22 protein-coding genes, 1 pseudogene and 1 riboswitch are annotated in these 25,720 nt (G+C 74.3%); of the genes and pseudogenes, 12 read left to right on the forward strand and 11 right to left on the reverse strand.

Features of this window, described 5'->3' with window-relative positions; genetic code table 11:
* Window positions 1-49: 49 nt before the first annotated feature.
* The 3 genes from OG519_RS07875 to mraZ all read right to left on the reverse strand — a co-directional run bounded on the left by OG519_RS07875 (window position 50) and on the right by mraZ (window position 2,622).
* Window positions 50-991, reverse strand: coding sequence for a hypothetical protein (locus OG519_RS07875; RefSeq protein WP_405580450.1), 942 nt, complete (start codon window positions 989-991; stop codon window positions 50-52).
* Window positions 988-1,992, reverse strand: coding sequence for a 16S rRNA (cytosine(1402)-N(4))-methyltransferase RsmH (gene rsmH, locus OG519_RS07880; protein WP_405580452.1), 1,005 nt, complete (start codon window positions 1,990-1,992; stop codon window positions 988-990). The genes OG519_RS07875 and rsmH overlap by 4 nt, the downstream gene beginning before the upstream one ends.
* A 186-nt stretch (window positions 1,993-2,178) precedes the next feature.
* The gene (gene mraZ / locus OG519_RS07885) at window positions 2,179-2,622 is read right to left on the reverse strand and encodes a division/cell wall cluster transcriptional repressor MraZ (RefSeq protein WP_405592555.1); all 444 of its coding nucleotides are present in this window, start codon (window positions 2,620-2,622) and stop codon (window positions 2,179-2,181) included.
* 125 nt (window positions 2,623-2,747) lie between these two features.
* Between mraZ and OG519_RS07890 the strand changes: the two genes are divergently transcribed.
* The 4 genes from OG519_RS07890 (at window position 2,748) to OG519_RS07905 (ending at window position 8,427) form a co-directional block, all read left to right on the forward strand.
* The gene (locus OG519_RS07890; protein ID WP_405580454.1) at window positions 2,748-3,311 is read left to right on the forward strand and encodes a beta-class carbonic anhydrase; all 564 of its coding nucleotides are present in this window, start codon (window positions 2,748-2,750) and stop codon (window positions 3,309-3,311) included.
* 138 nt (window positions 3,312-3,449) lie between these two features.
* Window positions 3,450-4,478, forward strand: coding sequence for an AAA family ATPase (locus OG519_RS07895; RefSeq protein ID WP_405580457.1), 1,029 nt, complete (start codon window positions 3,450-3,452; stop codon window positions 4,476-4,478).
* The gene (locus OG519_RS07900; protein ID WP_405580459.1) at window positions 4,478-5,911 is read left to right on the forward strand and encodes a DUF58 domain-containing protein; all 1,434 of its coding nucleotides are present in this window, start codon (window positions 4,478-4,480) and stop codon (window positions 5,909-5,911) included. Before OG519_RS07895 ends, OG519_RS07900 begins: the two co-directional genes overlap by 1 nt.
* Window positions 5,908-8,427 carry a DUF3488 and DUF4129 domain-containing transglutaminase family protein gene (locus tag OG519_RS07905; RefSeq protein ID WP_405580461.1) on the forward strand — a complete coding sequence of 840 codons (2,520 nt, stop codon included), beginning with the start codon at window positions 5,908-5,910 and terminating at the stop codon, window positions 8,425-8,427. The genes OG519_RS07900 and OG519_RS07905 overlap by 4 nt, the downstream gene beginning before the upstream one ends.
* Before the next feature lie 305 nt (window positions 8,428-8,732).
* Here OG519_RS07905 and OG519_RS07910 read toward each other — a convergent pair whose 3' ends face one another.
* The 3 genes from OG519_RS07910 to OG519_RS07920 all read right to left on the reverse strand — a co-directional run bounded on the left by OG519_RS07910 (window position 8,733) and on the right by OG519_RS07920 (window position 10,881).
* A complete protein-coding gene (locus tag OG519_RS07910) occupies window positions 8,733-9,146 on the reverse strand; it encodes a DUF3040 domain-containing protein (protein ID WP_405580464.1) in 414 nt (137 codons plus the stop codon).
* Window positions 9,147-9,370: 224 nt separating this feature from the next.
* On the reverse strand, window positions 9,371-10,141 hold the full coding sequence (locus OG519_RS07915; RefSeq protein WP_405580467.1) for a methyltransferase: 771 nt from the start codon (window positions 10,139-10,141) through the stop codon (window positions 9,371-9,373).
* A gap of 278 nt (window positions 10,142-10,419) precedes the next feature.
* Window positions 10,420-10,881, reverse strand: coding sequence for an SAV_6107 family HEPN domain-containing protein (locus tag OG519_RS07920; protein ID WP_405580469.1), 462 nt, complete (start codon window positions 10,879-10,881; stop codon window positions 10,420-10,422).
* A 220-nt stretch (window positions 10,882-11,101) separates the two neighbouring features.
* On the opposite strand from OG519_RS07920, the pseudogene OG519_RS07925 reads away from it, so the two are divergent.
* From OG519_RS07925 to OG519_RS07940, 4 genes and pseudogenes are all read left to right on the forward strand, one after another.
* Window positions 11,102-11,689, forward strand: a pseudogene (locus OG519_RS07925) (TetR/AcrR family transcriptional regulator); the annotation flags it as partial.
* A 136-nt stretch (window positions 11,690-11,825) separates the two neighbouring features.
* Window positions 11,826-12,443 carry a DUF4126 domain-containing protein gene (locus tag OG519_RS07930; RefSeq protein WP_405580471.1) on the forward strand — a complete coding sequence of 206 codons (618 nt, stop codon included), beginning with the start codon at window positions 11,826-11,828 and terminating at the stop codon, window positions 12,441-12,443.
* A 28-nt stretch (window positions 12,444-12,471) separates the two neighbouring features.
* A complete protein-coding gene (locus tag OG519_RS07935; protein WP_405580474.1) occupies window positions 12,472-14,046 on the forward strand; it encodes a phytoene desaturase family protein in 1,575 nt (524 codons plus the stop codon).
* Between the two features lie 211 nt (window positions 14,047-14,257).
* Window positions 14,258-16,522, forward strand: coding sequence for a germacradienol/geosmin synthase (locus OG519_RS07940; protein WP_405580476.1), 2,265 nt, complete (start codon window positions 14,258-14,260; stop codon window positions 16,520-16,522).
* Between the two features lie 65 nt (window positions 16,523-16,587).
* Here OG519_RS07940 and OG519_RS07945 read toward each other — a convergent pair whose 3' ends face one another.
* From OG519_RS07945 to OG519_RS07965, 5 genes are all read right to left on the reverse strand, one after another.
* Window positions 16,588-17,691 carry a hypothetical protein gene (locus OG519_RS07945; RefSeq protein ID WP_405580479.1) on the reverse strand — a complete coding sequence of 368 codons (1,104 nt, stop codon included), beginning with the start codon at window positions 17,689-17,691 and terminating at the stop codon, window positions 16,588-16,590.
* Window positions 17,692-17,714: 23 nt separating this feature from the next.
* Window positions 17,715-18,635, reverse strand: coding sequence for a methylenetetrahydrofolate reductase [NAD(P)H] (metF, locus tag OG519_RS07950; RefSeq protein ID WP_405580482.1), 921 nt, complete (start codon window positions 18,633-18,635; stop codon window positions 17,715-17,717).
* Between the two features lie 154 nt (window positions 18,636-18,789).
* Window positions 18,790-19,452: a thiamine phosphate synthase gene (gene thiE, locus OG519_RS07955; RefSeq protein ID WP_405580484.1), complete on the reverse strand. Its 663-nt coding sequence runs from the start codon at window positions 19,450-19,452 to the stop codon at window positions 18,790-18,792.
* A 53-nt stretch (window positions 19,453-19,505) separates the two neighbouring features.
* The gene (locus OG519_RS07960) at window positions 19,506-19,880 is read right to left on the reverse strand and encodes an Rv2175c family DNA-binding protein (protein WP_405580487.1); all 375 of its coding nucleotides are present in this window, start codon (window positions 19,878-19,880) and stop codon (window positions 19,506-19,508) included.
* A 57-nt stretch (window positions 19,881-19,937) separates the two neighbouring features.
* Complete coding sequence (locus OG519_RS07965; protein ID WP_405580490.1) at window positions 19,938-21,143, reverse strand: NAD(P)/FAD-dependent oxidoreductase; 1,206 nt, start codon at window positions 21,141-21,143, stop codon at window positions 19,938-19,940.
* Window positions 21,144-21,272: 129 nt separating this feature from the next.
* Window positions 21,273-21,385, forward strand: a riboswitch (TPP riboswitch).
* Here OG519_RS07965 and thiO point away from each other — a divergent pair.
* The 4 genes from thiO to pknB all read left to right on the forward strand — a co-directional run bounded on the left by thiO (window position 21,381) and on the right by pknB (window position 25,716).
* Window positions 21,381-22,568: a glycine oxidase ThiO gene (thiO, locus tag OG519_RS07970; RefSeq protein WP_405580492.1), complete on the forward strand. Its 1,188-nt coding sequence runs from the start codon at window positions 21,381-21,383 to the stop codon at window positions 22,566-22,568. It overlaps the preceding riboswitch by 5 nt.
* On the forward strand, window positions 22,565-22,771 hold the full coding sequence (gene thiS, locus OG519_RS07975) for a sulfur carrier protein ThiS (protein WP_405580495.1): 207 nt from the start codon (window positions 22,565-22,567) through the stop codon (window positions 22,769-22,771). Before thiO ends, thiS begins: the two co-directional genes overlap by 4 nt.
* 3 nt (window positions 22,772-22,774) lie before the next feature.
* On the forward strand, window positions 22,775-23,614 hold the full coding sequence (locus OG519_RS07980; protein WP_405580498.1) for a thiazole synthase: 840 nt from the start codon (window positions 22,775-22,777) through the stop codon (window positions 23,612-23,614).
* Between the two features lie 128 nt (window positions 23,615-23,742).
* Window positions 23,743-25,716, forward strand: coding sequence for a Stk1 family PASTA domain-containing Ser/Thr kinase (pknB, locus tag OG519_RS07985; RefSeq protein WP_405580501.1), 1,974 nt, complete (start codon window positions 23,743-23,745; stop codon window positions 25,714-25,716).
* Window positions 25,717-25,720 lie beyond the last annotated feature (4 nt).

The following is a 25,720-nucleotide window of genomic DNA, read 5'->3' on the forward strand; positions in this document are numbered from 1 at the left end:
TCCTCCGGGCGCGGGCCTGCGGGAGCTGGCGGTTCACGTCGGTCACCTGTCAGGGGGTGGCGGTCGGCTGGATCGGCTGGATCGGTTCAGCCGGCTGGCTCGGCTGGGTGGTGCTGGGCAGCGGCGGAGGCGGCCCGGTGGCCGCGTCCGGGGTGCCGCGGACGGTGCCGTCGAGGTTGAGGAAGGCCGGGTTGCCGCCGGGGATCATGCCGAGCTGCTGGGCCCGGCGCTGGAGCTCCTCCGGGGCGGAGTAGCCGTCCACCTCCTGCTGGAGCTCCTGCTGCTCGTCCGTGTACCCGGTGGTGTCCTTCTGGAGCTTGTTGAGTTCGAAGGAGTCCCGGTTGACGGCGGAGTTCAGCAGCAGCAGGGAGATCAGGCCGCCGGCGAGCAGGGTCACGACGAGGACGACGAACGGCGTCCGCGCGGCGGCCGGCCCCCCCGGGCCGCCCGGAGCCCGCATCGCCCCGAGCCGGCCGAGACCGCCGCCGATGGTCGCCCACCGGCCGCGTTCCGCCGACCCGGCGCCGGCCCGCCCGGCCGTCGCGCCGCCGCCGGCCGGCCCGGGCACGGCGCCCCGGCGGGGCGCCACGGGCCGCCGCCCGGCAGGGTCCGGGCCGGCACCCCGGCCGGGCACCGCTGAGCCGAGGTGCCGGGAGCGGTCGGAGGAGTCGGAGCGCGCACCCCGGTCGGTACGGTCCGGCCGGTCAGTACGCTCCCGGTCCGGGCGGTCAGCCCGGTCGATACGGTCCCGGTCCGGGCGGTCAGCCCGCTCGGTACGGTCCCGGCGGTCTGCCCGGTCACTACGGTCCCGGTCCTGGCGGCCCGCGGCGGGGGGCGGGGCGCTCGGGTGGGGCGGGGCGGTGTCGCGGGTGCGGCCGGTGGGGGCCGGGCGGTCGGCCGGGGACCAGGGGCGGCCGCTGCCCACCTCGTCCTTGCCGTGGCTGCCGCGCCGGGGCTCGCCGCGCTCGCCCGGCCGGCCGGTGCCGCTCATCGGACGTCCTCCCGGACGCGTTCCGCGGCCCGCAGCCTGGCCGGCGCGGACCTGCGGTTCTCGGTCAGCTCGTCCTCGGTCGGCACCTCGGCGCCGCGGGTGAGGAGTTTGAGCCGCGGCTGGTACCGCTCGGGGACGACGGGCAGGCCGGGCGGCGCGGTGTTGGCGGCGCCGGCCGCGAAGACCTGCTTGACCAGCCGGTCCTCCAGCGACTGGTACGACAGGACGGCGATCCGGCCACCGACCGCGAGTGCGGCGACCGCGGCCGGCACCGCCCGCTCCAGGACCGTCAGCTCACGGTTGACCTCGATCCGCAGCGCCTGGAAGGTGCGCTTGGCGGGGTTGCCGCCGGTGCGCTTGGCCGCCTGGGGCAGCGCCTCGCGGATCAGCTCGACCAGCCGCGCGCTGGTGGTGAAGGGTTCGCGGGCCCGCTCCTTGACCACCGCGTCCACGATCTTGCGGGCGAACTTCTCCTCGCCGTAGGCCCGCAGAATCCGGACCAGCTCACCCGGCGGATAGGTGTTGAGCACCTCGGCCGCGCTGATCCCGGCCGCCTGGTCCATCCGCATGTCGAGCGGCGCGTCCTGCGCGTAGGCGAAACCGCGGTCGGCCTCGTCGAGCTGCATGGAGGAGACCCCGAGGTCGAAGAGGATGCCCTGGACGCGCGGCACCCCCAGCCGCCCCAGCACCTCGGGCAGCTCGTCGTAGACCGCGTGGACGAGGGTGGCGCGGTCGCCGAAGGGGGCCAGCCGTTCGGCGGAGAGCTTCAGCGCCTCCTGGTCGCGGTCGACGCCGATCAGCCGGACCGCGGGGAACCGGGTGAGCAGCGCCTCGCTGTGGCCGCCGAGCCCGAGGGTGGGGTCCACCACGACCGGTCCGCTGCCGTCGGCGGCGACGGAGGCGCCGGCCGGCTCGGCGAGCGCGGGCGCCAGCAGGTCGAGGCAGCGCCGGAGCATCACGGGGACGTGCCGTGGCTGCGCGGGCGGGGACGGGTCGCTCATGGAGGCCTAACTTCTGGTTTCGGGACGTAGAACCTGGTCCCCACCCGCTCTGCGGCGACGCTCCCCTGGCACCGGGGAAGTGATGCCGGCGGAAGCCGGGGCGGGAGCGGGAGGAGGCCGGGCCGTACGTCCGTGCGGGCGGACCGGGTGGCCGCCCGGGGACCGTGCGGACCGCGGGGGTCAAGATCACACTAATCCGGGCTGGGCCTCCTCCGACAGGGCAGAGAAGGTCTCCTCCTGGGCCGCCAGATAGCCCTCCCAGGCATCGGCCGCCCAGATCTCCACCCGGGTGTTGGCGCCGATCACCGCACAGTCGCGGACCAGCCCGGCGTACTCCCGCAGCGGCTGCGGCACCGTCACCCGGCCCTGCTTGTCCGGCACCTCGTCGTGCGCCCCGGCGAAGAGCACCCGCGCGTAGTCCCGGGCGGACTTGGAGGTGAGCGGGGCGGCGGAGAGCTGCTCGGTGGCGGCCTTGAAGCCGGCCACCGGCCATACGCACAGGCAGCGCTCCTGCCCGCGGGTGATCACCAGGCCGTCGGCGAGCGGCTCGCGGAACCGGGCGGGCAGCACCAGCCGGTTCTTGTCGTCCAGCCGAGGGGTGTAGGTCCCCAGGAAGCCGAGGAACGCCATGACCCGGCCCTCCTCCCGCAGACGGACCACTTCGCGCCACTTTACTCCACTGTGCCCCACGGTCAACGAGATCAGGTCCTGGCGAGTCCAGCCATGGCACAAGGTCACGAGATACCGTCATTGACATGTCGATATCTGCCAGCGGCCCCGCCCCCGTCGAGTCGGGCGCGTCACCGGCCGGGCACACCCAGACCGCTTCCGTCACCGACCGGCTCGTCGAAGCCAACCAACGCTACGCCGCGGCGTTCCACGACCCGGGCATGGACGCCAAACCCGTGCTCAAAGTCGCGGTCGTCGCCTGTATGGACGCACGCATCGACCTGCACAAAGCGCTCGGCCTGGAGTTGGGCGACTGTCACACCATCCGCAACGCCGGCGGGGTGGTCACCGACGACACCATCCGCTCACTCACCATCAGCCAGCGCGCCCTCGGCACCCGTTCGGTCGTACTCATCCATCACACCGGTTGCGGTCTCCAGAGCATCACCGAGGATTTCCGTAACGAACTGGAGCGCACGGTGGGACAGCGGCCCACCTGGGCGGTCGAGGCGTTCGCCGATGTCGATCAGGACGTCAGGCAGTCCATGGCCCGGGTTCGCACCTCTCCGTTCCTGGCCCACACCGACGACGTGCGAGGCTTCGTCTTCGACGTGCACAGCGGGCTGCTGAGGGAAATCACGACTCAGTAACGGCAGGCGAGTGACGTGGACCGCCGCGTAAGGGAAGAATGCGGGTGCGGCACGTCTGCGCTCGATAGACGCTGCTCATTGCGGGGAGGGCCGGTCCAGGGATGACCGAGTCCCGAGAAACAGGCCGAGGAGTACCGGGTGACGACCATTGACCCACGAGCACGCCTGAACGATCTGACCGCGACCGCGGAGCGCGTGCTCCGCAGCGTGGAGAGCGTGATCGAAGGCAAGCCGGAGGTCGTACGCATCGCGCTGACCGTCCTGCTCGCCGAAGGGCATCTTCTGATCGAGGATGTGCCCGGTGTCGGCAAGACCATGCTGTCCAAGGCCCTCGCCCGTTCGATCGACTGTTCGGTCCGGCGTATCCAGTTCACGCCGGACCTGCTGCCGTCGGACATCACCGGCGTCAGCGTCTTCGACCAGCAGCGGCGCGACTTCGAGTTCAAGCCGGGCGCGATCTTCGCCCAGATCGTGGTGGGCGACGAGATCAACCGCGCCTCCCCCAAGACGCAGTCGGCGCTCCTGGAGTCCATGGAGGAGCGCCAGGTCACCGTCGACGGCACCACCTACGAACTGCCCAGCCCGTTCATGGTCATCGCCACCCAGAACCCGGTGGAGATGGAGGGCACCTATCCGCTGCCCGAGGCGCAGCGGGATCGTTTCACCGCCCGGGTCTCCATCGGCTACCCGAGCCCGGACTCCGAGCTGAAGATGCTGGAGATGCACGGCGGGGTCTCCCCGCTGGACGACCTCCAGCCGGTCGCGCACGCCCATGAGATCGTCAAACTGATCGAGGCGGTGCGGCAGGTGTACGTCGCGGAGGGGGTCCGCCGCTACGCGGTCACCCTGGTCGGCGCCACCCGCAACCACCCGGACCTGCGGCTGGGCGCCTCGCCCCGGGCCACCTTGCACCTGGTGCGGGCGGCCCGGGCGTCCGCGGCCCTGGACGGCCGGGACTACGTACTCCCCGACGACGTGCAGGCGCTGGCCGGCGCGGTGCTCGCGCACCGGCTGCTGCCCACCGCGCAGGCGCAGTTGAACCGGCGCACCCCCGAGCAGGTGGTGGCCGAGATCGTGCAGCGGGTGGCGGTGCCCGACCCGTCCGGCGGCTCCTGGCCCCGGCATCCCGCCCGCCCGCAGGGCACACCGGGCAGCCGGAGCCTGTGATGACCGCCCCGGTGCCGCCCGCCGGCCCGGCGGGCGCCCCGCCGGGCGGCGCCCAGCAGGGCGGCGGGTTCCGTACCGCGCTGGCCGGACTCACCACCCGCGGCCGGTCGTTCGTGGCCGCCGGGGTGGCCGCCGCGGTGTGCAGCTACGTGCTGGGGCAGTCCGATCTGCTGCGGGTCGGACTGCTGCTCGCGGCCTTGCCGCTGGTGTGTGTCGCGGTGCTCTACCGCACCCGCTACCGGGTGGCCGGCAGCCGCCGGCTGGCGCCGTCCCGGGTGCCCGCGATGTCGGAGGCCCGGGTCCATCTGCGGGTGGACAACGTCTCCCGGGTGCCCACCGGCATGCTGATGCTCCAGGACCGGGTGCCGTATGTGCTCGGTCCCCGGCCGCGGTTCGTGCTGGACCGGGTGGAGCCGGGCGGCCATCGCGAGGTGTCCTACCGGGTCCGCTCCGACCTGCGCGGCCGGTACCCGCTCGGCCCGCTCCAGTTGCGGCTGACCGATCCCTTCGGCATGTGCGAGCTGACCCGCTCCTTCAGCGCCTTCGACACGCTCACCGTGGTGCCCAAGGTCGAGGCGCTGCCGGCGGTGCGGCTGGCCGGCGAGTCGTCCGGTTACGGGGAGAGCCACAGCCGGGCGCCGGCCTTCGCCGGTGACGACGACGTGATCCCGCGCGGCTACCGGCACGGCGACGACCTGCGCCGGGTGCACTGGCGGTCCACCGCCAAGTACGGCGAGCTGATGGTGCGCCGCGAGGAGCAGCCCAACCGGGCCCGCTGCACCGTCCTGCTGGACACCCGGCGGATCGCCTACTACGGCTCGGGGCCCGACTCGGCCTTCGAGTGGGCGGTCTCCGGGGCCGCCTCGGTCGCCACCCACATGCTGGAGCGCGGTTTCTCGGTCCGGCTGCTGACCGACAACGGCACCACGGTGCCGGGACCCGACGGCGCGACCGGCTTCGCCGGCGACTCCAGCGACATGGCCGGGGTGCTGCTCGACACCCTCGCGGTGGTGGACCACTCCGAGACCGAGGAGCTGTCGGCGGCGTATGACGTCCTGCGGTCGGGCACCGAGGGTCTGCTGGTGGCCTTCATCGGCGACATGGACCTGCGGGACGCGGCCAGTGTGGGCCGGATGCGGCAGCGGGCCGGCGGCGCGGTCGCCTTCGTCCTGGACAGTGACGCCTGGCTGACCCGGGAGAGCGCGGCCCGCCCGGAGCCGTACCCCGGTCCGGCGCCCGGCGCCGGTCCGGCCGAGCCCGTCGAGGATCCGGACGGCACCGCGGCCGCGATCCGGATCCTGCGGGAGAGCGGCTGGACGATCGTCGCGGTGCGCGCCGGGGACACGCTCACCGATCTGTGGCAGCACGTGGACCGTTACCGGTCCCTGGAGGAATCCCAGCAGGAACAGCGCGAGGCGGGGGCGACGGCATGAGCGGACGGGCACGGCTGACCTTGTGTGCGGCGGCGGCCTCGATGATGGCCGCCTGCTCACTGCTGCCCCTGGCCAGTCCGAGCGGCTGGATCTTCCGCGCCCTGCTGTGCGTGTGCGTGCAGTCCGGGATCGGCGCCGCGGCCCGCCGGGTGCCGCTGGCCCGGCCGCTGACGGTGCTGGCCCAGGCGCTGGTGTCGCTGCTGGTGCTGACCGTGATGTTCGCCTCCGACCGGGCGGTGGGCGGTCTCCTGCCGGGTCCGAACGCGCTGCGGGAGCTCGGCGACCTGGTGCGCGGCGGCCTCACCGACGTGGGCGACTTCACCATTCCGGCGCCGGTCACCCCCGGCATCCGGATGCTGCTCGTCGGCGGTGTGCTGGTGATCGCGCTCGCGGTGGACGCGATAGCCGTCACGTACAACAGCGCCGCCCCGGCCGGACTGCCGCTGCTCGCGCTGTACTCGGTGGCCGCCGGACTCGCCGACGGCGGCGCCCAGTGGCTGTACTTCCTGGTGGCGGCGGCCGGTTATCTGCTGTTGCTGCTCGCCGAGGGCCGGGACCGGATCTCCCGCTGGGGCCGGGTCTTCGGCGGCGCCGCGCCCGCCAACAGCTGGGCGGGCGGCTCGGCCTCGACGGCCGGCGGTGCGGCGTCGGCGCCGGTCCGTACCGGACGGCGGATCGGGGCGACGGCGCTCGGCATCGCACTGCTGGCACCGCTGATCCTGCCCTCGCTGGGCAGCGGGCTGCTGGACACCACGGGCCGCGCCGGCGGCAACGGCGGCGGCGGGCGCGGCGGCGCCGCCGCCGTCAATCTGGTGGCGGCCCTCCAGGACGACCTCAACCAGCCCGAGGATCAGGAGGTGTTGACCTATCACACCAACTCCACCGATCTGACCGGGATGTACCTGCGGATTGCGGCGCTGGACAAGTTCGACGGCGCCGAGTGGTCCCCGTCCCGGCAGGATGCCGAGGACATTCCCCAGGTGCTGCCGAAGCCGCAGGGGCAGTCGGTGGATCTGAAGTACAAGCCGGTGGTCACCCAGATCAAGGCCGACGACGACTACCGGCAGGGACTGCTGCCGATGCCGTTCCCCGCGCTGAGCGTGCAGGCGCCGGGCGACTGGCGGTTCGAACCCGAGGGCCGGATGGTCGTCGGGCAGCACGGCCAGACGGTGTCCGGTGAGCGCTACTCGGTGACGAGCATGCAACTGGAGCCGACCGCGGCGCAGTTGGCGGCGGCGCCGCCGCCCACCGGGCGGATCGCCGAGCAGTACACCAAGGTGCCCGGCTCGCTGCCGCCGGTGGTCGCGCAGACCGCGAGGGCCGTCACCAAGTCGGCGACCAACAACTACGAGCGGGCGCTGCTGCTCCAGAAGTACTTCACCTCGGGGCAGTTCGTCTACAGCACCGACGCCAAGGCGGGCTCGGGGGTCGACGCGATCGCGCGCTTCCTCCAGACCAAGGAAGGCTTCTGCGTCCACTTCGCCTTCACCATGGCGGCGATGGCCCGCACCCTGGACATACCCGCCCGGGTCGCGATCGGCTTCACCCCGGGCACCCAGAACGCGGCCGGCCTGATGTCGGTCAGCCTCAAGGACGCGCACGCCTGGCCCGAGCTGTACTTCGAGGGCATCGGCTGGACCCGGTTCGAGCCCACCCCCTACCGCGGCACGCCCCCCTCCTACACCCAGGCCACCCCGTCCGGCGGCGGCTCCGACCAGCCGGACCAGGCGCCGCACGGCGCCACCGCCACCCCGGCGCCCGCCACCTCCGCGCCCGCCACGTGCGCCCCGGAGAACCGGGCGCCGACCGGTGACTGCGCCGCCGCGGCGGCGGGCGGCGGTGGCGGCCCGGGCGGCGGCGGCTTCGCCGCGGGCTGGCTGCTGCTCGCCGCGGTGGCCGCCGTGCTGGTGGCGCTGCTGCTGGCGGCGCCGACCTACTGGCGGTCGCGGGTACGGGCCGGGCGGCTCAGCGGCCGGCCCACCGCGGCCGACGGACCCACCCCGACCGGCCGCTGGTCACCGGCGGACGCGAGTGGATCCGGCGGCGGATCCGGCGGCGGATCGGCGCCGCCCGGCAGACGACCGGGCCCCGGGGGGCTCGCCCTGCCGGCCTGGCGCGAGGTGGTCGACACCGCCTGGGATTACGGCATCCTGCCCGACGACTCCGAGACCCCGCGGAAGGCGGCGACCCGCCTCGTGCTGGCGGGCGGGCTGACCGGTCCCGCGGCGGAGGCGGTGGGCGCGCTGGCGACCGCGGTCGAGCAGGCGCTCTACGCGCCCGAGCCGCGGCCCGTGCCGGGGCTGGCGACCGAGGTTCAGCGAGTGCGGGCCGGTCTGCGGCACTCCGCCGGGCGCGGCGCCCGGCTGCGGGCGACGCTCCTCCCCCGCTCCTCGGTGCGGCTCCTGTGGTCCCTCTCGGCGCGCTGGACGGCCGCCGCGGAGCGCTTCGCGCTGGCGACCCACCGGATCACCGCCCCGGTGCGGCGCCTCTTCCACCGCCAGGTCCCCCAGCAGTAGCCCCCACCCGCAGACCCGGGCCCCCGGCCGGTCCTGGCGAAAGGCCCCCGTCCAGCCGGCCGCCCCCGGCCCCGGCAGGCCCCGACGGATTCCCCCTTGTCCCCGCCCCTACCCCGCGGGGGGGACAGGGGGGGACAAGGGGGAATCCGTCGGGCGGGAGGCGCGGGAGGCCCGGGGCAGACCCGGCGAAGGGGCCGCGGGGGGACTCGCCGCGGCGCGGGTGGTCCGGGGTGGGCGAAGGGGCGCGGATCTCGGGAGAGATCCGCGCCCCTTCGCTGTGCTGTGCGGGGTGGGCCGGTGGCGCCTCAGTGGCCCTGCTGTTCGTCCCGGCGCCGCTGCCAGCGCTCCTCGATACGGTCCATGACCTTGCCGCGGCGCGGCTGCTGCTGCTGCCGGCGGCCGATACGGCGGACCGGTTGCTGGGCGACGGGCGGCTGCTCACCGGGACGAGTCGCGCGACGCCAGCCGGTCACCGCGAGCACCGCACCCACCAGCATCACCAGGAAACCCAGCACGCCGATCCACGGCTGCTTGGCGATCATGCCGCCCATGAGCAGCCCGATCCCGACCAGGAAGCCGGCCACCGCCAGATAGACGCGACGGCGGGTGTACGTGCGCAGCCCGTTCCCCTCAAGCGCCGACGCGAACTTGGGATCTTCGGCGTACAGCGCTCGCTCCATTTGCTCGAGCATGCGCTGCTCGTGCTCCGAGAGCGGCACGGAGACCTCCTACTCGTCGGTCGCTGAAAAACGACCGTTCCGACCCTTCCCAGGATAGGCAGGGAATCGCCCCCGTGAAACCCGCCCCTTTGCGTCAATCCAACGGGGCTCTCCTTCCCCGTCAGCCACCGCGTCATGCCAGCATACGGTCAGGAATACGGCGGTGGGGGCCCTGTGACCCACTCCCCTGACCGGCCGGTCGGGGCGGCTCGCGAGGGGTGGCGTCAGCCGCGCTCGGCGAGCACGTGGAGCTGGGTAGCGATCGAGTGGAAGCCGGGCTCCTCGGCCGCCGCCAGCTCCAGCCGCAGCAGCGCGTCGAGCGCGCCCGGCTCGGTGTCGACCAGCACGCCGGGCACCAGGTCGGCGAAGACCCGCACCCCGTGCACGGAGGCGGCCCGCAGCCCGCTCTCGCCGACCAGCCGGGTCAGCTCGTCGGCGGTGAAGCGCCGGGGCAGGGAGTCGCCCTCGCCCCAGCGGCCGTGCGGGTCGCCCAGGGCGTGCCGGGCCTCCGCGAAGTGCCCGGCGAGCGCGCGGGCCAGCACGGCGCCGCCGCGGGCCGCGGCGAGCAGGCTGAGGGCGCCGGTCGGCCGGAGCGCCCCGGTGACGTTCCGCAGCGCTTCCGCCGGGTCGTCCACGTACTCCAGGACGCCGTGGCAGAGCACCACGTCGTAGTCGGCGGGCTCGATGACGTCCAGCAGTCCGTGGGTGTCGCCCTGCACGCCCCGGACCCGGTCGGTGACCCCCGCCTCGGCGGCCCGCCGCTCCAGCGCGAAGAGCGCGTCGGGGCTGGGGTCCACGACGGTGACGCGGTGGCCGAGCCTGGCGACGGGGACGGCGAAGACGCCGGTGCCGCCGCCGGTGTCCAGCACATCGAGCGCCTCCCGGTCCGCGGCCTTGGCCCGCCGCTCCAGCACGTCCCGCAGCACCTCCCAGACCACAGCGGTACGCAGACCGGCTCGTGGCCCCAACGGGTCCACCCCTCCTTGACGGGACATGACGGACGGGTCTCCTCGCGGACGGCAATGCACGACGAACAGAGCTAGGACGCCGCCAACTCTAGGCCGTGTCTGACAAATCCCGCCCCAGCCACCGCTGGGAGGCGCCCCCGGCCCCACAACACCCGGGCCCGCACTCCCCCAGCTCACGTCGGGTGCCCCGCCGGGCGATCCGGCGGTGCGCCCGGACGGCGCCCGGCGGGTGTCCCCCGGAGGAGTCCGGGCAGAGGCCGTTCGGCCGCCGCGGGCCCCGCCCGCCGGGCGGCCGACGCTGCCCGTCAGACCCGGCCCAGCGGCGGCCGCCCCTGCTCGGGCTGGAGGAGGAGGAGGATTCGCTCGACCAGGCGCAGGAACATCGCGGCGGCGCGGACCAGGTCGTCCGCGTCGCGAGCGGTGGCCGCGCCGGCTATGCCCGCCTCGGCCCTGGCCCGCCGGGCCGCGCCGGCCGCGAATAAGGCGGCCCACTCGGCGAGTTCGGGGGCGACTTCGGGCAGCACCTCCCAGGCGGTGCGGATGCGCCGCCGGCGCTTGGTGGTCTCCTCGGGCTGGGCCCGGACGGCGAGCACCGCGGCCGCGGTGCGCAGGGCGGCGAGATGGGCGGTGGCGTACCGCTCGTGCGGAGCCTCCAGCGCGGCGGCCTCCTCAAGGCCGAGGTGTGCCTGGGTGAGCAGGTCGAGAGCGGCGGGCGACGCCGCGACGCGGCGCAGTACGGGATGGATGTCGCTGAGCGGGACTGCCATGACGAACCTCCTTGTCTCCGTCTGCCCATAGTGCGGGCGACCACTGACAATCAGCTCCCGCCAGGCCCCGACCGGCCACCGACCGGCCACTGACCCGCCGCCGATCCGCCACTGACCCGCCGCTGACCTGCACAGACGCCCACCCTCCACGTACAAACCGCGACATGCCGCAAAATTGCCCCGGAAACGCGCCCCCGCTCGGCCAGGCAGAATCAAGGTCATGACCACCGCACGACGTCAGGCCACCCGGCAGAAGCTCTACGAGGCCGCCGTCACCCTCATCGCCGAGCAGGGCTTCTCCGCCACCACGGTCGATGAGATCGCCGAGCGCGCCGGGGTCGCCAAGGGGACCGTCTACTACAACTTCGCCAGCAAGAACGACCTGTTCGAGGAGTTGCTCAGGCACGGGGTGGCGCTGCTCACCGACGCGCTGCGCCGGGCCGCCGCCGGGGTCGAGGCGCGCGGCGGCTCGCACGTGGACGCGCTGGACGCGATGATCCGGGCCGGCCTCGTCTTCATCGTCCGCCACCCGTCGTACACCCAGCTCTACGTCGCCGAGCTGTGGCGGCCCAACCGCGCCTGGCGGCAAACCCTGCTGGGGGTCCGGCAGGAGGCGGTCGCCGTCGTGGAGAAGGCCCTGGTCGAGGCGGTGGCGGCGGGCGAGCTCGCCGGCGAGGTGGACGCGCCGCTGACCGCCGCCGCGCTCTTCGGAATGGTGCTGGTGGCGGCGCTCGACTGGCAGGCGTTCCAGCCCGAGCGCAGCATCGACGAGGTGCATGAGGCGCTGTCGCGGCTGCTGCCCGGCCGCCCCGCGGAACCGGCCGGGGCAAGCGCGGCAAGCGCGGCGGGCGGGCCGGGCGCGACCGCCGCGGCTCGGCACCAGGACGGCAACAGCCAGGCAACGGAGAGCCGTTGGCGCGCCCCCGGCCCATAGAGTGCTTGGCATGTCGGTTTTTCCGCTCGTGTTCACCAGCGGCTGGGCCAGTGGGATCAACTCCTACGCCGTGGTCCTGCTGCTCGGCGTGCTGGGCGCGACCGGTGTGACCGACGAGGTGCCGGCCTCGTTGCAGCGGCCCGAGGTGATCGCGGTCGCCGCCGTGCTGTTCCTGTGCGAGGCGGTGATCGACAAGATCCCGTATCTGGACACCGCGTGGGACTCCGTGCACACCGTCGTGCGGCCGGTGGCCGGCGCGGTGGTGGCGGCCCTGCTGGCCGGGCACAACGGTTCGCTGCCCGAGGCGGCGGCGGGCGCGGTGGGCGGTTCCACCGCGCTGGCCAGCCATCTCGTCAAGGCCGGGACGCGGATGGCGGTCAACACCTCGCCGGAGCCGTTCAGCAACATCGTGGTGAGCCTGGCCGAGGATCTGGGCGTCTCCGGGATCATCGTCTTCGCCCTCTTCCACCCGGTGCCCGCGGCGATCATCGCCGCGGTGCTGCTCGCCCTGGGCCTGACGGTGGTGGGGTTCCTCTTCTCGCGGATCCGCCGCTTCCTGCGCCGCCGCCGCGAGCGCCGGGCCGGTCCCGGGGCCGACCCGGGGCGGGGCACCCCGGCGCCGACCTGAGGGCCATTCCGCCGCTACAGTCCCTGCCATGGCACGGATTGCGGTGATCGGCGCGGGTATGGGCTCGCTGGCGACGGCGGCGAGGCTGGCCACCGGCGGCCACCAGGTGGTGGTGCACGAGCGGGCGGCCTCCCACGGCGGCGCGGTGGGCCGGTTCGCCGAGGGCGGCTTCGCCTTCGACACCGGGCCCGGTCTGCTGCTGCTGCCGGCCGTCTACCGGGATCTCTTCGTGAAGACCGGCCGGGAGAGCCTTGAGGCGACCGTCGGGCTGACCCAGGCGGACCCGGCGAGCCGCCATCTCTTCGCCGACGGCACCGAGGTGTCCCTGCCGAACGCGTCCCGCTCCGGGGTGATCGAGGCGCTCGACGCGGCCTTCGGGCCCGGCAGCGGGGTGCGCTGGAGCGATGTGCTGGCCAGGGCGAGGCAGGCGTGGGAGGCCACCCGCCGCCCGCTGCTGGAGGAGGCGGTCGGCAACGCCCCGGTGCCGGCCGCCGATCCCTATCCGGCGGTCGCCCGGCGCGGTCTCTTCCGCCGCGGCGCCCCTTCGCTGGCCCGGGTGGCCGCCGCCGAGCTGGGCGATCCGCGGCTCGCCGCGCTGCTGGAGAGCTACCCGGTCGACTACGGCCTGGATCCGCGGACAGTGCCCGGCTCAGCGGCCGTACTGCCCTATCTGGAGGCCACGTTCGGGGTCTGGTACGTGCGCGGCGGGCTGCGGGCGCTGGCCGACGCGGTGTACGAGCGGTGCCTGGCGCGGCAGGTGGAGTTCCGGTTCGGTGTGGCGGTGACCGGGCTGCTGGCGAAGGACGGCCGCGCCGCCGGGGTCGAACTGGCCGACGGCAGCCGGTCCGAGGCGGATCTGGTGGTGGCGGGGGCGCCGCTGCCGGCGCTGATCGCGGCCGGGGTGCTGCCCGCGGGTCCCGGCGGCCCGGCGGCCGGTCCCGGGCCGAGCGGCGAACCGGGGCGCTGCACCGTCCACATGGCGCTGCGCGGCGCCCGCCCGGCCGGCACCGCCCACCGTACGGTGGTGCACGCGGCGGACCGGGAGGGCGCCCTGGACTGGGTGTTCGCGCCCGGGGACCGACACCGCGGGGCGCTGGGGGCGGCGGCCGCTGACGCCGGCGATCCGCTGGCCGGCCGGATCACCGTGACCGTACTGCGGCCGGACGACCCGGAGTTGCGCCCGGACGACGCCCATGAGGCGCTGACGCTGACCGCCACCGTGCCGAGGCACGCGCCGGGCGGCGGCCGTCCCGTCGACGGGACGGTGGACTGGGCCGCCCCCGGGGCGGCGGAGGGCTTCGCCGCGCGGATGGTCGCGGTGGCCGAGGCGGCCGTACCGTCCCTGCGCGAGCGGGAGTTGTGGCGCCGGGTGCGGACACCGGCGGACACCGAGCGGGAGACCGGGGCGCCGGGCGGCTCGGTGCCGGCGCCCGCGCTGGCCGGCGCGGAGGGCGCCCTGCTGCGGCCCGCCAACCGCTCCGCCCTGCCGGGTCTGTACGTCGTCGGCGGCTGGGCCCACCCGGGCGGCGGACTGCCGCACGCCGGCATGGCGGGCGCGATCGTCGCGGACCTGATCGCGGGCGGCCCCGGCGGCAGCCGCTGAACGGCCCGGCCCCCGGACAGCCCGGGACCGGCCGGTCTCGATACCAGGCCCCCGCCGCTTCCGGCGCCCCAACCCGCACTCAAGATCCTTAATCGGCGGATCGCCCTAATTCAACCGATCGGAGGGTTTGGCCCTGGGCGCACCGCCGGTACGCCCAGGGCCCGCCTAGCGTCGGACCGGCTGGTGATCGCCGAGCGGAAGGCCCTACGGAATGCCGCAGCCCTTTGAACTGCCCCGGTTCTACGTGCCGTACCCGGCGCGGCTCAATCCCCACCTGGAAGGGGCCCGAGAGCACTCCAAAGCCTGGGCCCGCGACCTGATGATGATCGAGGGGTCCGGCATCTGGGAGGAGTCGGACTTCGACTCCCACGACTACGCGCTGCTGTGCGCCTACACCCACCCCGACGCGTCGGGTCCCGAACTCGACCTGGTCACCGACTGGTACGTGTGGGTGTTCTTCTTCGACGACCACTTCCTCGACATCTTCAAGCGCACCCAGGACATGGCGGGCGCCAAGGAGTACCTCGACCGGCTGACCGCCTTCATGCCGGTGGATCTCGGCCGGCCGGTGCCCGAGCCGACCAACCAGGTGGAGGCGGGCCTCGCGGACCTGTGGGCGCGGACCGTGCCGGTGATGTCGGAAGGGTGGCGGCGCCGCTTCCACGAGAGCACCCACTATCTGCTGGAGGAGTCCCTCTGGGAGCTGTCCAACATCAGCGCGGGCCGGATCTCCAACCCCATCGAGTACATCGAGATGCGCCGCAAGGTGGGCGGCGCCCCCTGGTCGGCCAATCTGATCGAGCACGCGGCCGGCGCCGAGGTCCCCGACGCGATCGCCGCCAGCCGGCCGATGCGGGTGCTGCGCGACACCTTCGCCGACGGGGTGCACCTGCGCAACGACCTCTTCTCGTACCAGCGGGAGACCGAGGAGGAGGGCGAGCTGGCCAACGCGGTGCTGGTGCTCGAACACTTCCTGGGGCTGAGCACCCAGGAGGCCGCCGACCGGGTCAACGACCTGCTGACCTCCCGGCTCCAGCAGTTCGAGCACACCGCGCTCACCGAGGTGGAGCCGCTCTTCCGGCAGTACGGCCTCGGACCGGAGGAGCGGGCGGACGTCTTCGCCTACGTCAAGGGGCTCCAGGACTGGCAGTCCGGCGGCCATGAATGGCACCTGCGCTCCGGCCGGTACATGAACGGCGCGACCGAGGGCCCCGGAGCCACCGGCGTGCTGAACGGTCCGACCGGCCTCGGCACGTCGGCCGCGCGGATCCTCGGCTCGCTCGCCGCGACGATGCCGCAGCGGGCGCGCTCCTTCGGCCATCTCCCGTACCAGCGGGTCGGCTGGGTCGAGCGGGCGGCGATCCCGATGCCGTTCGAGACCACGCTCAGCCCGCATCTGGACGCCGCCCGGCAGCACAACAGGGCGTGGGCCAAGCGGATGGGCCTGCTCGACCCGGAACCGGGCTTCCCGGTGCCCGGCGGGCTGTGGAACGAGCAGAAGCTCGTCGGGTACGACTTCGCGCTGTGCGCCGCCGGCATCCATCCCGGCGCCGAGCCGGACGGCCTCGACCTGACCACCGACTGGCTGACCTGGGGCACGTACGGCGACGACTACTACCCGGTCGTCTTCGGCCGCGGCGGCGACCTGACGGCGGCCCGGCTCACCACCGACCGGTTCCGGCTGTTCATGCCGCTGGACGCGGACGCGAGCGCGATGCCGCCGCCGCTGACGGCGCTGGAGCGCTCGCTCGCCGACCTGTGGCGCCGCACCGCGGGCCCGATGGGGCACGGCGCGCGCCGCAAGTTCCGCACCTCGATCGAGGACATGTGCGAGAGCTGGCTGTGGGAGCTGGCCAACCAGAAGCAGAACCGGGTCCCCGACCCGGTGGACTACATCGAGATGCGCCGGATGACCTTCGGCTCGGACCTGACGATGAGTCTGTCCCGGCTCGGCCACGGGAACGCGCTGTCCGAGGAGATCTACCGGTCGCGTCCGGTGCGGGCGATGGAGACCGCCGCCGCCGACTTCGCCTGTCTGATCAACGACGTGTACTCATACCAGAAGGAGATCGAGTTCGAGGGCGAGATCCACAACGCGGTGCTGGTGGTGCAGAACTTCCTGGACTGCGGGCCGCAGGAGGCTATGGGGGTGGTCGGCGATCTGATGGCCGCCAGGATGCGGGAGTTCCAGCACATCACCGAGGCTCAACTGCCCGCCCTCTTCGAGGAGTTCGACCTGGACGCGGCGGCGCGTACGGTACTGGCCGGTTACGCCCAGGAGTTGCGGGACTGGCTGGCCGGGATCCTCACCTGGCACGAGGGCTGCGACCGGTACAAGGAGGCGACGCTGCTGCGGGACTTCCCGCAGGTGGCGGCGCTCGCGCCCGGCGGTTCCGGCTCGGCGCGCGGGCTCACCCCGAGCGGCCTCGGCACCGCCGCGGCCCGGCTGCCGTCGCTGCTGGCGGCCCGGCGGTGAGGCGCCGGCGGTGGCCGCGCCCCGGCTGAGCCGGTGAGGCGCCGACGGCCCGGCGGCGCGGCCGGTCAGTACCGGTAGGGGTCGTACGGGTCCGCGTACTCCGACGGTTCGGCCGTGTACTGGGGTTGGGCGTGCTGGTCGTGCTGGGGTTGCTGGTCGTGCTGGCTGTGCTGGTCGTGCTGGGGCTGCTGGGCGTGTTGCTCGTAGGGGGACTGGTTCTGCTGCTGGGGGATGTACGGCTGCGCCTGCGGGTCGTAGCTGTCGTAGGCCCCGTAGCCGTAGCCGTCGCCCTGCTGCGAAGGGCCCGAAGGGCCGCCCTGGTGGGCGGGTTCGGTGTGCTGGGGGTGCGGCTGCGGAGTCCAGTCACCGGTCCCGCCGGCCTGCGGGCCGTACGTGTCGTAGCCGCCGTAGCCGTTGCCGTAGCCGTCGTAGGAGGCCGCGGCGGGCTGCTGCTGGTCCTGGTAGCCGCCCTGGCCCTGCTCGTAGCCGTAGCCCTGCCCCACGTAGGCCTGTCCTGAGCCCCAGCCCGACTGCTGCTGGTCGTAGCCGGCCGCGGCCGGGTGGGGCTCGCCGTTCCAACTCGGGTAGCCCTGGGCGCCGTAGCCCTCGTAGCCACCGCTGGTGTACGGATCGGGGGTGTACGAGGACTGGCCGTCGTAGAGCGGGTATTCGCCGCTGTCGTCGTGCATCGGCACCGGCTGGAAGACCGATGTCTCGCTCTCGTCGGCGATCGCCCGCTGGGCGGCCAGCACTTCGGCGTCCCGCTCGCGGGCCGTGGCGGCGCCGGCGGCGCCGGAGCTGCCAGGGATACCGGTTGCCCCGGCGGCGGCCGACTCCGGTTCGACCGGGCCGACTTCGAGCACCGGCTCCGGGCCGGCGGCGCCGTGCCCCCTGCGGCGGCGGCTGGAGCCGGGCCGGCCGCCGACCGCCCAGCCGGTGGAGAAGCCGCGCTTGTAGGAGAGGGTGACCAGGCTCTGCCCGGCGCCGAAGGCGAGCGCCCCGAGGACGATCACCACCACCTGGCGCAGCGCGACGCCGCCGACCACTCCCATGAACCCGGTGAAGGCGAGCAGCCGCCACCGCAGCCGCGCCTTGTACTGGAGCAGCACCTCACCGAGCAGCCACAGCGCGACGATGCCGAACGCGACATACAGCACCGAGTAGCCCATGTGCCCACTTCCTCATCTGGGAGTCACGCCGCCCGCTGATGCAGCCCGAGGTTCTCGTAGATCTCCAGCGATGCGGTGGAGTGGTTAAGAGTAATGAAGTGGAGCCCGGGAATGTCCTCGGCCATCAGACGCCGGCACATCTCGGTGGTGAACTCGATGCCGATCGCCCGGACCGCCGCCGGGTCGTCCCGCACGGCCAGGATGCGCGCGGCCAGGTCAGGCGGGAAGGGCGCGTTGCCGAGCTGCGAGAAACGCTCGATCTGCCGGACGTTGGTAACCGGCATCACCTCGGGGATGATCGGCACGTCGCAGCCCGCCGCGTCCACCCGGTCGCGCAGCCGGAGGTAGTCCTCGGCGTCGAAGAACATCTGGGTGATCGCGAAGTCGGCGCCGGCCCGGCACTTGTCGACGAAGTGCCGGGTGTCGGCCGCCGGGTCGGTGGAGCGCGGGTGCATCTCGGTGAAGGCGGCGACGCCGACGCAGAAGTCCCCCGACTCCTTGATCAGCCGGACCAGGTCGGCGGCGTAGGTGAGGCCCTGCGGGTGCGGGATCCAGTCGGCGAGCGGGTCGCCGGGCGGGTCGCCGCGGATGGCGAGGATGTTGCGGATCCCGGCGTCGGCGTACTGGCCGATGATGTTGCGCAGCTCGGCGACCGAGTGGTTGACGGCGGTCAGGTGCGCGCAGGGCGTGAGCGTGGTGTCCGAGACGATCCGGTCGGTGGCGCGGACGGTGCCGTCCCGCGAGGAGCCGCCGGCGCCGTAGGTGACCGAGACGAAGGTCGGACCCACCGCCTCGATCCGGCGGATCGCTTTCCACAGCGTCCGCTCACCCTTCTCCGTCCGGGGCGCGGCGAACTCGAAGGAGTACGAGCGTTCCCCGCGAGCGAGCAGCTCACGAATGGTGAGGGCTCGGTCGGTGCGCGTGGAGGGAGTACCCAGGGCCATGTATGCAGGCTAACCGCAGGCGGCGACCGTGGGTGACCACACGAGGCGATGCGCCGTCTTCCGGCCGGATAACGTCCACTCCGCGGACATCGCGGCGGCCGGTCCTGGGCGGCCGCCCCCGCCGCCCGTCCGGTTCACCACTGGCCCGTCCGGTTCACGGCTGGTGCGAGCGGACGGCCTTCGCCAGCTCGGCGGCGGCGGCGCCGGGGTCGGCCGCCTCGGTGATCGCCCGGACCACCACGATCCGCCGGGCGCCCGCGTCCAGCACCTGCCGTACGTTGCCCAGGTCGATCCCGCCGATGGCGAACCAGGGCCGGTCGGTGCCGATCCCGGCGGCGTAGCGCACCAGGTCGAGGCCGGGGGCCGTACGGCCCGGCTTGGTGGGGGTGGGCCAGACCGGGCCGGCGCAGAAGTAGTCCGTATTGGGCGCGGCGGCCGCGGCGCGGACCTCCGCCTCGGCGTGGCAGGAGCGGCCGATCAGCACCTCGTCGCCGAGCAGGGCGCGGGCGGCGGGCACCGGCAGGTCGCCCTGCCCCAGGTGGAGCACGTCGGCGCCCGCGGCGTGCGCCACGTCGGCCCGGTCGTTGACGGCGAGCAGTTTGCCGTGCCGCCGGCACGCCTCGGCCAGCACGGCCAGCGCGGCGAGTTCCTCCCGGGCCTCGATGCCCTTGTGGCGGAGCTGGATGATGTCCACCCCGCCGCCGAGCGCGGCGTCCGCGAAGGCGGCGAGGTCACCGCGCTCCACGCGGGCGTCGGTGCACAGGTAGAGCCGGGCGTCGGCGAGCCGCCGGCGCTCGGTGGTGGTCTGCCGGGTCATGGCTCCCCCAGGGTGCCCCGGCCGCCGGCGGCGGCCGGGGCGCGGATCGCGGCCTACACGGCGAGCGCCTGGGCGCGGCGCTTCACCTCGGTCCCGCGATTCTCCCGCAACGCCTGGACGGGGGTGCCGGGCAGGGTCGGGTCGGGCGTGAAGAGCCACTCCAGGGCCTCATCGTCCGTGAACCCGTCGTCCTTGAGGACGGTCAGGGTGCCGGACAGCCCCTTGATGATCTTCCCCTCACCGAGGAAGTCGCCCGGCACCATCAGCACCTTGTTCTCACCGCGGCGGACCGCCAGGAGTTGCCCTTCCTTGATCAGCGGCCGGATCCGGGTCACTTCGAGGCCGAGACGCTCGGCCACCTCCGGCAGGGTGAGCCAGGAGGGGACAAGAGCGTCAATGTGTGCGTCAACCGACGAGAAAACAGTCACGAGCCAAGCGTGCCACCTGTCACCGACAACCGCCGCGTCACGACGCCGACCGGGGCATCAGCCGGCGGTCTCCTTGAGCGGCAGAGCCGGGTCCGCCGCGCGGGCCGGGTCGAGGGCGGCGGACCTGGCGATCAGCTTGCGGGCCTGCGCCATGTCCCGCGGTCTGCCCACCGCCAGCAGCGCCACCAGGACGCCGTCCCGCAGCCACAGCACCGACCAGGCCGGGTCCGCCGGGTCGCCGCGGTTCAGCATCGTGTCGCCCGCCGTGTGGTGGCCCGCGTACTGCACGAAGCGGCCGAACTGCTCGGACCAGAAGTACGGCACCGGATCGTACGGCTCGTCGCCGCCCAGCAGGTTGGCCGCGGCGGTCCGCGGCCCCTGCACCGCGTTGTCCCAGTGGTGGATCATCAGCCGCCGGCCGTAGCGGGCCGACGGGAAGGAGGCGCAGTCGCCCACCGCGAAGACGTCGGGGGCGCTGGTACGCAGCCGGTCGTCGGCGAGCACCGCGCCCGCCGGGTCGAGGCGGACCCCGGAGCCGGCCAGCCACGCGCCGGCCGGGCGGGCGCCGATCCCCACCACCACGGCCCCGGCCGGAAGCCGGCTGCCGTCCGCGAGCAGCACCGCGCCGGGTTCCACGGCGGCGACCGCGGTGCCGGTCCGCAGCCGCACCCCGGCCTCGGCGTACCACCCGCGCATGGGGGCGGTGACGGACGCGGGCAGCACCCCCGCCAGCGGCCGGTCGGCCGCCTCGACCACGGTCACCTCGCAGCCGGCCTGGCGGGCCGCGGTGGCGAACTCGGCGCCGATCCAGCCGGCCCCGACCACGACGACGGGCACCGCCGCGGCCAGCACCGGGCGCAGCGCCGAGGCGTCGTCCAGGGTGCGCAGCGGATAGACCCCCGGCACGCCCGCGGTGCCGGGCAGCGCCACGGCGTGCGCGCCGGTCGCCAGGACCAGCCGGTCGTAGGGCACCGGGCCCCCGTCGGTGACCAGTTCCTTCGCCTCGGTCCGCAGTGACCCGGCCCGCACGCCGAGCCGCAGTTCGACCCCCAGCGCGTCGAAGTCCACATCGAAGCGGATGTCCACCGGTTCGGTGCCTTCGGTGCCGAGCAGCACCGCCTTCGACAGCGGCGGCCGGTCGTAGGGCGGGTGCGGCTCGTCGCCGAGGAGGGTGATCGCACCGCGCCACCCCTGCCGCCGCAACTCCACCGCGGTCTGCACCCCGGCCATCCCGGCCCCCACGATCACCACGTCGTCGCTCACCCGCCCACCGTATTCCTCCGCGGTCCTCCGGGGACGGCCGATCCGTGGCCGATCGGAGTTTCCGGCCGTGCGCCGCCGGGCCCGGCCGCCGGGCCCGCCGGGGGCCGCGGGGGCGAGGCGATAAGGTGCCGGGAGAAGCGCGGGAGCCCGGGCGTACCGGGCTGAGAGGGCGACTGGGCGGTCGCCGACCGTAAGAACCTGATCCGGGTCATGCCGGCGAAGGGAGACGCACTCACGATGTCCACCCCTGTGCACGGGGCCCGACGCACCCGAGGACACGACGTCCTGGTGATCGGCGGCGGGCTGATCGGCCTGGTCACCGCCTGGCGGGCGGCCCAGCGCGGTCTGTCGGCCGCGGTCGCAGACCCCGACCCCGGCGGCGGCGCCACCCACGTCGCGGCCGGCATGCTCGCGGCCGTCACCGAACTCCAGTACGGCGAGCAGGCGTTGCTCGACCTCAACCTCGCCTCGGCGGCCCGCTACCCGGACTTCGTCGCCGAGCTCACCGAACTGACCGGCCTCGACACCGGTTTCCGCCCCTGCGGCACCCTCGCGGTCGCCCTGGACGCCGACGACCGCGCCCAGCTCCGCGATCTGCACGCCTTCCAGCTCACCCTCGGCCTGTCGGCGCACTGGCTCAGCGGCCGGGAGTGCCGCCGGCTGGAACCGCTGCTCGCGCCGGGTGTCCGCGGCGGCCTGCGGGTGGACGGCGACCACCAGGTCGATCCCCGCCGGCTCGCCGCCGCGCTGCTGCGGGCCGCCGAACTCGCCGGGGTGGCCTTCCACCGCTCGCCGGTGGTGCGGGTCATCCGATCCGGTGACGGCGGTGGCACGGTCACCGGCGCCCTGCTGGCGGACGGCGGGGTGATCGGCGCCGACCGCACGGTGCTGGCCGCGGGCAGCGAGAGCGGCCGGTTCCCTGGCCTGCCCGACGAGGTGCTGCCGCCGGTCCGCCCGGTCAAGGGCCAGATCCTGCGGCTGCGCGTACCGGCCGGCCACGGGCCCTTCCTGTCCCGTACGGTCCGGGCGGTGGTACGGGGCAGCCACGTCTATCTGGTGCCGCGCGAGAACGGCGAGCTGGTGCTCGGCGCGACCAGCGAGGAGTTCGGCTGGGACACCACGGTCACCGCCGGCGGCGTCTACGAACTGCTGCGGGACGCCCATGAGCTGGTGCCCGGCATCACCGAACTGCCGCTCACCGAGATGATCGCCGGGCTTCGTCCCGGCTCCCCCGACAACGCCCCGCTGCTCGGCCCCACCGCGCTCGACGGGCTGTTGCTCGCCACCGGGCACCACCGCAACGGTGTGCTGCTCACCCCGGTCACCGGCGACGCGCTCGCCGATCTGCTGACCTCCGGCGAACTCCCGGACTACGCTGCGCCCTTCACCGCGGCCCGGTTCGTACGGCAGGAGCAGTCGGTATGACGATCACCGTGCTGCTCAACGGCGAACGCAGGGAGCTGACCGCGCCGTGCACCCTGGCCGCGCTGGTCGCGACGCTGACGACCGCCCACAAGGGGGTGGCCGCCGCGCTCAACGAGGCGGTGGTGCCGCGCACCGGGTGGCCGGCCGCCGTGCTCGCCGACGGCGACCGGGTCGAGATCCTCACCGCCGCGCAGGGGGGCTGAGCGATGACCGCGACCAGCGAGATCACCGGGCCGGCCGGGACCGCGGCGGGCGGCGACGACCCGCTGTGGATCGGCGACGCAGTCTTCGCCGCCCGGCTGATCATGGGCACCGGCGGGGCGCCCAGCCTGGAGGTGCTGGAAGAGGCGCTGCTGGCCTCGGGCACCGAGCTGACCACGGTGGCGATGCGCCGGCTCGACCCGGCCACCAAGGGGTCCGTGCTGTCGGTGCTGGCCCGGCACGGCATCCGGGTGCTGCCGAACACCGCCGGCTGCTTCACCGCGGGCGAGGCGGTGCTGACCGCCCGGCTGGCCCGGGAGGCGCTGGGCACCGACTGGGTGAAGCTGGAAGTCATCGCGGACGAGCGCACCCTGCTGCCCGATCCGGTGGAACTGCTCGACGCCGCCGAGACCTTGGTCGACGACGGCTTCACGGTGCTGCCGTACACCAGCGACGACCCGGTGCTGGCACGGAAGCTGGAGGATGTCGGGTGCGCCGCGATCATGCCGCTCGGCTCGCCCATCGGCTCCGGCCTCGGGATCCGCAATCCGCACAACTTCCAGCTCATCACCGAGCGGGCGGGCGTGCCGGTCATCCTCGACGCGGGCGCCGGCACCGCCTCCGACGCCGCCCAGGCGATGGAGCTCGGCTGCGCCGCCGTCATGCTCGCCTCCGCCGTCACCCGCGCCCGGCACCCGGTGCTGATGGCGCGCGCCATGCGCCACGCGGTCGCGGCCGGCCGGCTCGCCCACCGGGCCGGCCGGATCCCGCCGCGCCACCACGCCCTCGCCTCCTCCCCCGCCGCGGGGACGGCCGCGCTCGACCCGGAACGCCCGGCGTTCTGACCCGCCGCCCGTGCCCGCGCCGCCCGGCGGCGGGCACGTCACGGATTGGTTCCGGAACGCCACGAGGAGGACACAGTGCGGGGACGGACCAGGGGACCACGGCGGCCGGGCTCGTAGAATCGGGCGTCGTGGACACCAGCGTGCATGACCCTCTTGTCGGACAGGTTCTCGACGGGCGCTACCGGGTCGAGAGCCGCATCGCGGTCGGCGGGATGGCCACGGTCTACCGGGCCGTGGACACCCGCCTCGACCGGGTGCTCGCGCTGAAGGTCATGCACCCCGGGCTCGCCGCCGACACCGGCTTCGTGGAGCGCTTCATCCGCGAGGCGAAGGCGGTCGCCAGGCTGGCGCATCCGAACGTGGTGGGGGTCTTCGACCAGGGCACGGACGGCACCTACGTCTATCTGGCGATGGAGTACGTGGCCGGCTGCACCCTGCGGGACGTGCTGCGCGAGCGCGGCGCGCTGCAACCGCGGGCCGCTCTGGACATCCTCGAACCCGTGCTGGCCGCGCTGGGCGCCGCGCACCGGGCCGGGCTGATCCACCGGGACATGAAGCCCGAGAACGTGCTGATAGGCGATGACGGCCGGGTCAAGGTCGCCGACTTCGGCCTGGTGCGCACGGTGGACACCCAGACCAGCGTCACGGGCGCGGGCGCGCTGCTCGGCACCGTCTCGTATCTGGCTCCCGAGCAGATCGAGTTCGGCACCGTGGACCCGCGCACCGATGTGTACGCGTGCGGTGTGGTGCTCTACGAGTCGCTGACCGGCCGGAAGCCGCGTGGCGGCGGCACCCCGATGCAGGTGATCTACCAGCACCTCAACGAGCCGATGCCGGCGCCGTCCGCCGCGCTTCCCGGCCTGGCGCCGGCCCTGGACGGCCTGGTGGCCCGGGCCACCGAGCGTGATCCGCTGGCGCGGCCGGCCGACGCGGTGGAGCTGCTGGCCGAGGTGCGGGCGGTGCGGGGCACTCTGACCGCCGGGCAACTGGACGGCCCGCCCACCGACCGGCCCGGCGCCGTGCTCGGCGCCGCCGCCCCGGCCGCGGCCGGCTCGGAGGACCCGACCGGGGTCCTCCCGCTGCCGACGGCGACGCCGCCGTACGGGACCGGGGCCGACTTCGGCACGGGCGGGGGTGACGACACCACCACCCAGCTCAACCGGACCAGCCGGCTCGTGATGCCGCCGCCCCCGCCGCCCGGCGCCCCGGAACGCCGGCGCGGGCCCCGGCCGGGCCGCCGCGGGCCGATCGCCGTGGCGCTGGTGCTGCTCGCCCTGCTCGGCATCGGCGCGGGCGTCTGGTACGTCAGTGACGGCCAGTTCACCAGGGTGCCCGGTGTGCTCGCGCTGCCGCGGGCCGACGCCGAGCGGAAGCTGTCGTCGGCCGGTCTCGACACCAAGGTGCGGCTGGACTTCTCGCTGACCGTGCCGCGGGGCAGCGTGATCGGCACCGACCCGGCTCCGGGCAAGCGCGTCCGCGGCAACGGCACCGTGACGCTCACCGTCTCCAAGGGCCCGCGGCAGGTGCGGGTGCCCGGCGTCAAGGGCCGCGCGCTGGCCGCCGCGCGGCAGGAACTCAAGAGCGCGGGTCTGGCTCCCGGCATCGTCAAGAAGGCGTTCAGCGACGACGTACCGGGCGGCCAGGTGATCTCCACCGACCCGGCGGGCGGCGCCGAGCGCGCCCCCGGCACCCCGGTGGCGATCACCGTCTCGCGCGGCGCGCCGGTCGATCTGCCGGACGTGGTCGGCGAGCCGGTGGACGACGCCAGGCAGGATCTGACGGACGCCGGGCTGAAGGTGGTGGTCGCCCCCGACCCGGTCTTCTCCGACCAGGCCGACAAGGACACGGTCGCCGCGATCTCCCCGACCGGCGACCTCGGCGCCGGTGACACGGTGACGCTGACGGTCTCCAAGGGCCAGGAGCTCTTCGACGTGCCGGAGGTGACCGGCAAGAAGCAGGGCGACGCCGAGCGGATCCTGAAGGCGGCCGGCTTCGACACCCGGGTGATCAACCTCTTCTTCGGCCAGACGGTCTTCAGCCAGTCGCCGGACGGCGGCGGTCAGGCGCCCAAGGGCACCACCGTCACCCTGTGGGTGCGCTGACCCG

Origin of the sequence: Streptomyces sp. NBC_01190 (genome assembly GCF_045039895.1) — a bacterium.
Classification (GTDB): Bacteria; Actinomycetota; Actinomycetes; order Streptomycetales; family Streptomycetaceae; genus Actinacidiphila.

Excerpts from the sequence above, each read along its gene's own strand:
- OG519_RS07875 (WP_405580450.1), bottom strand. The coding sequence starts at position 991 with ATGAGCGGCACCGGCCGGCCGGGCGAGCGCGGCGAGCCCCGGCGCGGC.
- rsmH (WP_405580452.1), bottom strand. The coding sequence starts at position 1,992 with ATGAGCGACCCGTCCCCGCCCGCGCAGCCACGGCACGTCCCCGTGATG.
- mraZ (WP_405592555.1), bottom strand. The coding sequence starts at position 2,622 with ATGGCGTTCCTCGGCTTCCTGGGGACCTACACCCCTCGGCTGGACGAC.
- OG519_RS07890 (WP_405580454.1), top strand. The coding sequence starts at position 2,748 with ATGTCGATATCTGCCAGCGGCCCCGCCCCCGTCGAGTCGGGCGCGTCA.
- OG519_RS07900 (WP_405580459.1), top strand. The coding sequence starts at position 4,478 with ATGACCGCCCCGGTGCCGCCCGCCGGCCCGGCGGGCGCCCCGCCGGGC.
- OG519_RS07905 (WP_405580461.1), top strand. The coding sequence starts at position 5,908 with ATGAGCGGACGGGCACGGCTGACCTTGTGTGCGGCGGCGGCCTCGATG.
- OG519_RS07915 (WP_405580467.1), bottom strand. The coding sequence starts at position 10,141 with ATGTCCCGTCAAGGAGGGGTGGACCCGTTGGGGCCACGAGCCGGTCTG.
- OG519_RS07920 (WP_405580469.1), bottom strand. The coding sequence starts at position 10,881 with ATGGCAGTCCCGCTCAGCGACATCCATCCCGTACTGCGCCGCGTCGCG.
- OG519_RS07930 (WP_405580471.1), top strand. The coding sequence starts at position 11,826 with ATGTCGGTTTTTCCGCTCGTGTTCACCAGCGGCTGGGCCAGTGGGATC.
- OG519_RS07935 (WP_405580474.1), top strand. The coding sequence starts at position 12,472 with ATGGCACGGATTGCGGTGATCGGCGCGGGTATGGGCTCGCTGGCGACG.
- OG519_RS07940 (WP_405580476.1), top strand. The coding sequence starts at position 14,258 with ATGCCGCAGCCCTTTGAACTGCCCCGGTTCTACGTGCCGTACCCGGCG.
- OG519_RS07945 (WP_405580479.1), bottom strand. The coding sequence starts at position 17,691 with ATGGGCTACTCGGTGCTGTATGTCGCGTTCGGCATCGTCGCGCTGTGG.
- metF (WP_405580482.1), bottom strand. The coding sequence starts at position 18,635 with ATGGCCCTGGGTACTCCCTCCACGCGCACCGACCGAGCCCTCACCATT.
- thiE (WP_405580484.1), bottom strand. The coding sequence starts at position 19,452 with ATGACCCGGCAGACCACCACCGAGCGCCGGCGGCTCGCCGACGCCCGG.
- thiO (WP_405580492.1), top strand. The coding sequence starts at position 21,381 with ATGTCCACCCCTGTGCACGGGGCCCGACGCACCCGAGGACACGACGTC.
- thiS (WP_405580495.1), top strand. The coding sequence starts at position 22,565 with ATGACGATCACCGTGCTGCTCAACGGCGAACGCAGGGAGCTGACCGCG.
- OG519_RS07980 (WP_405580498.1), top strand. The coding sequence starts at position 22,775 with ATGACCGCGACCAGCGAGATCACCGGGCCGGCCGGGACCGCGGCGGGC.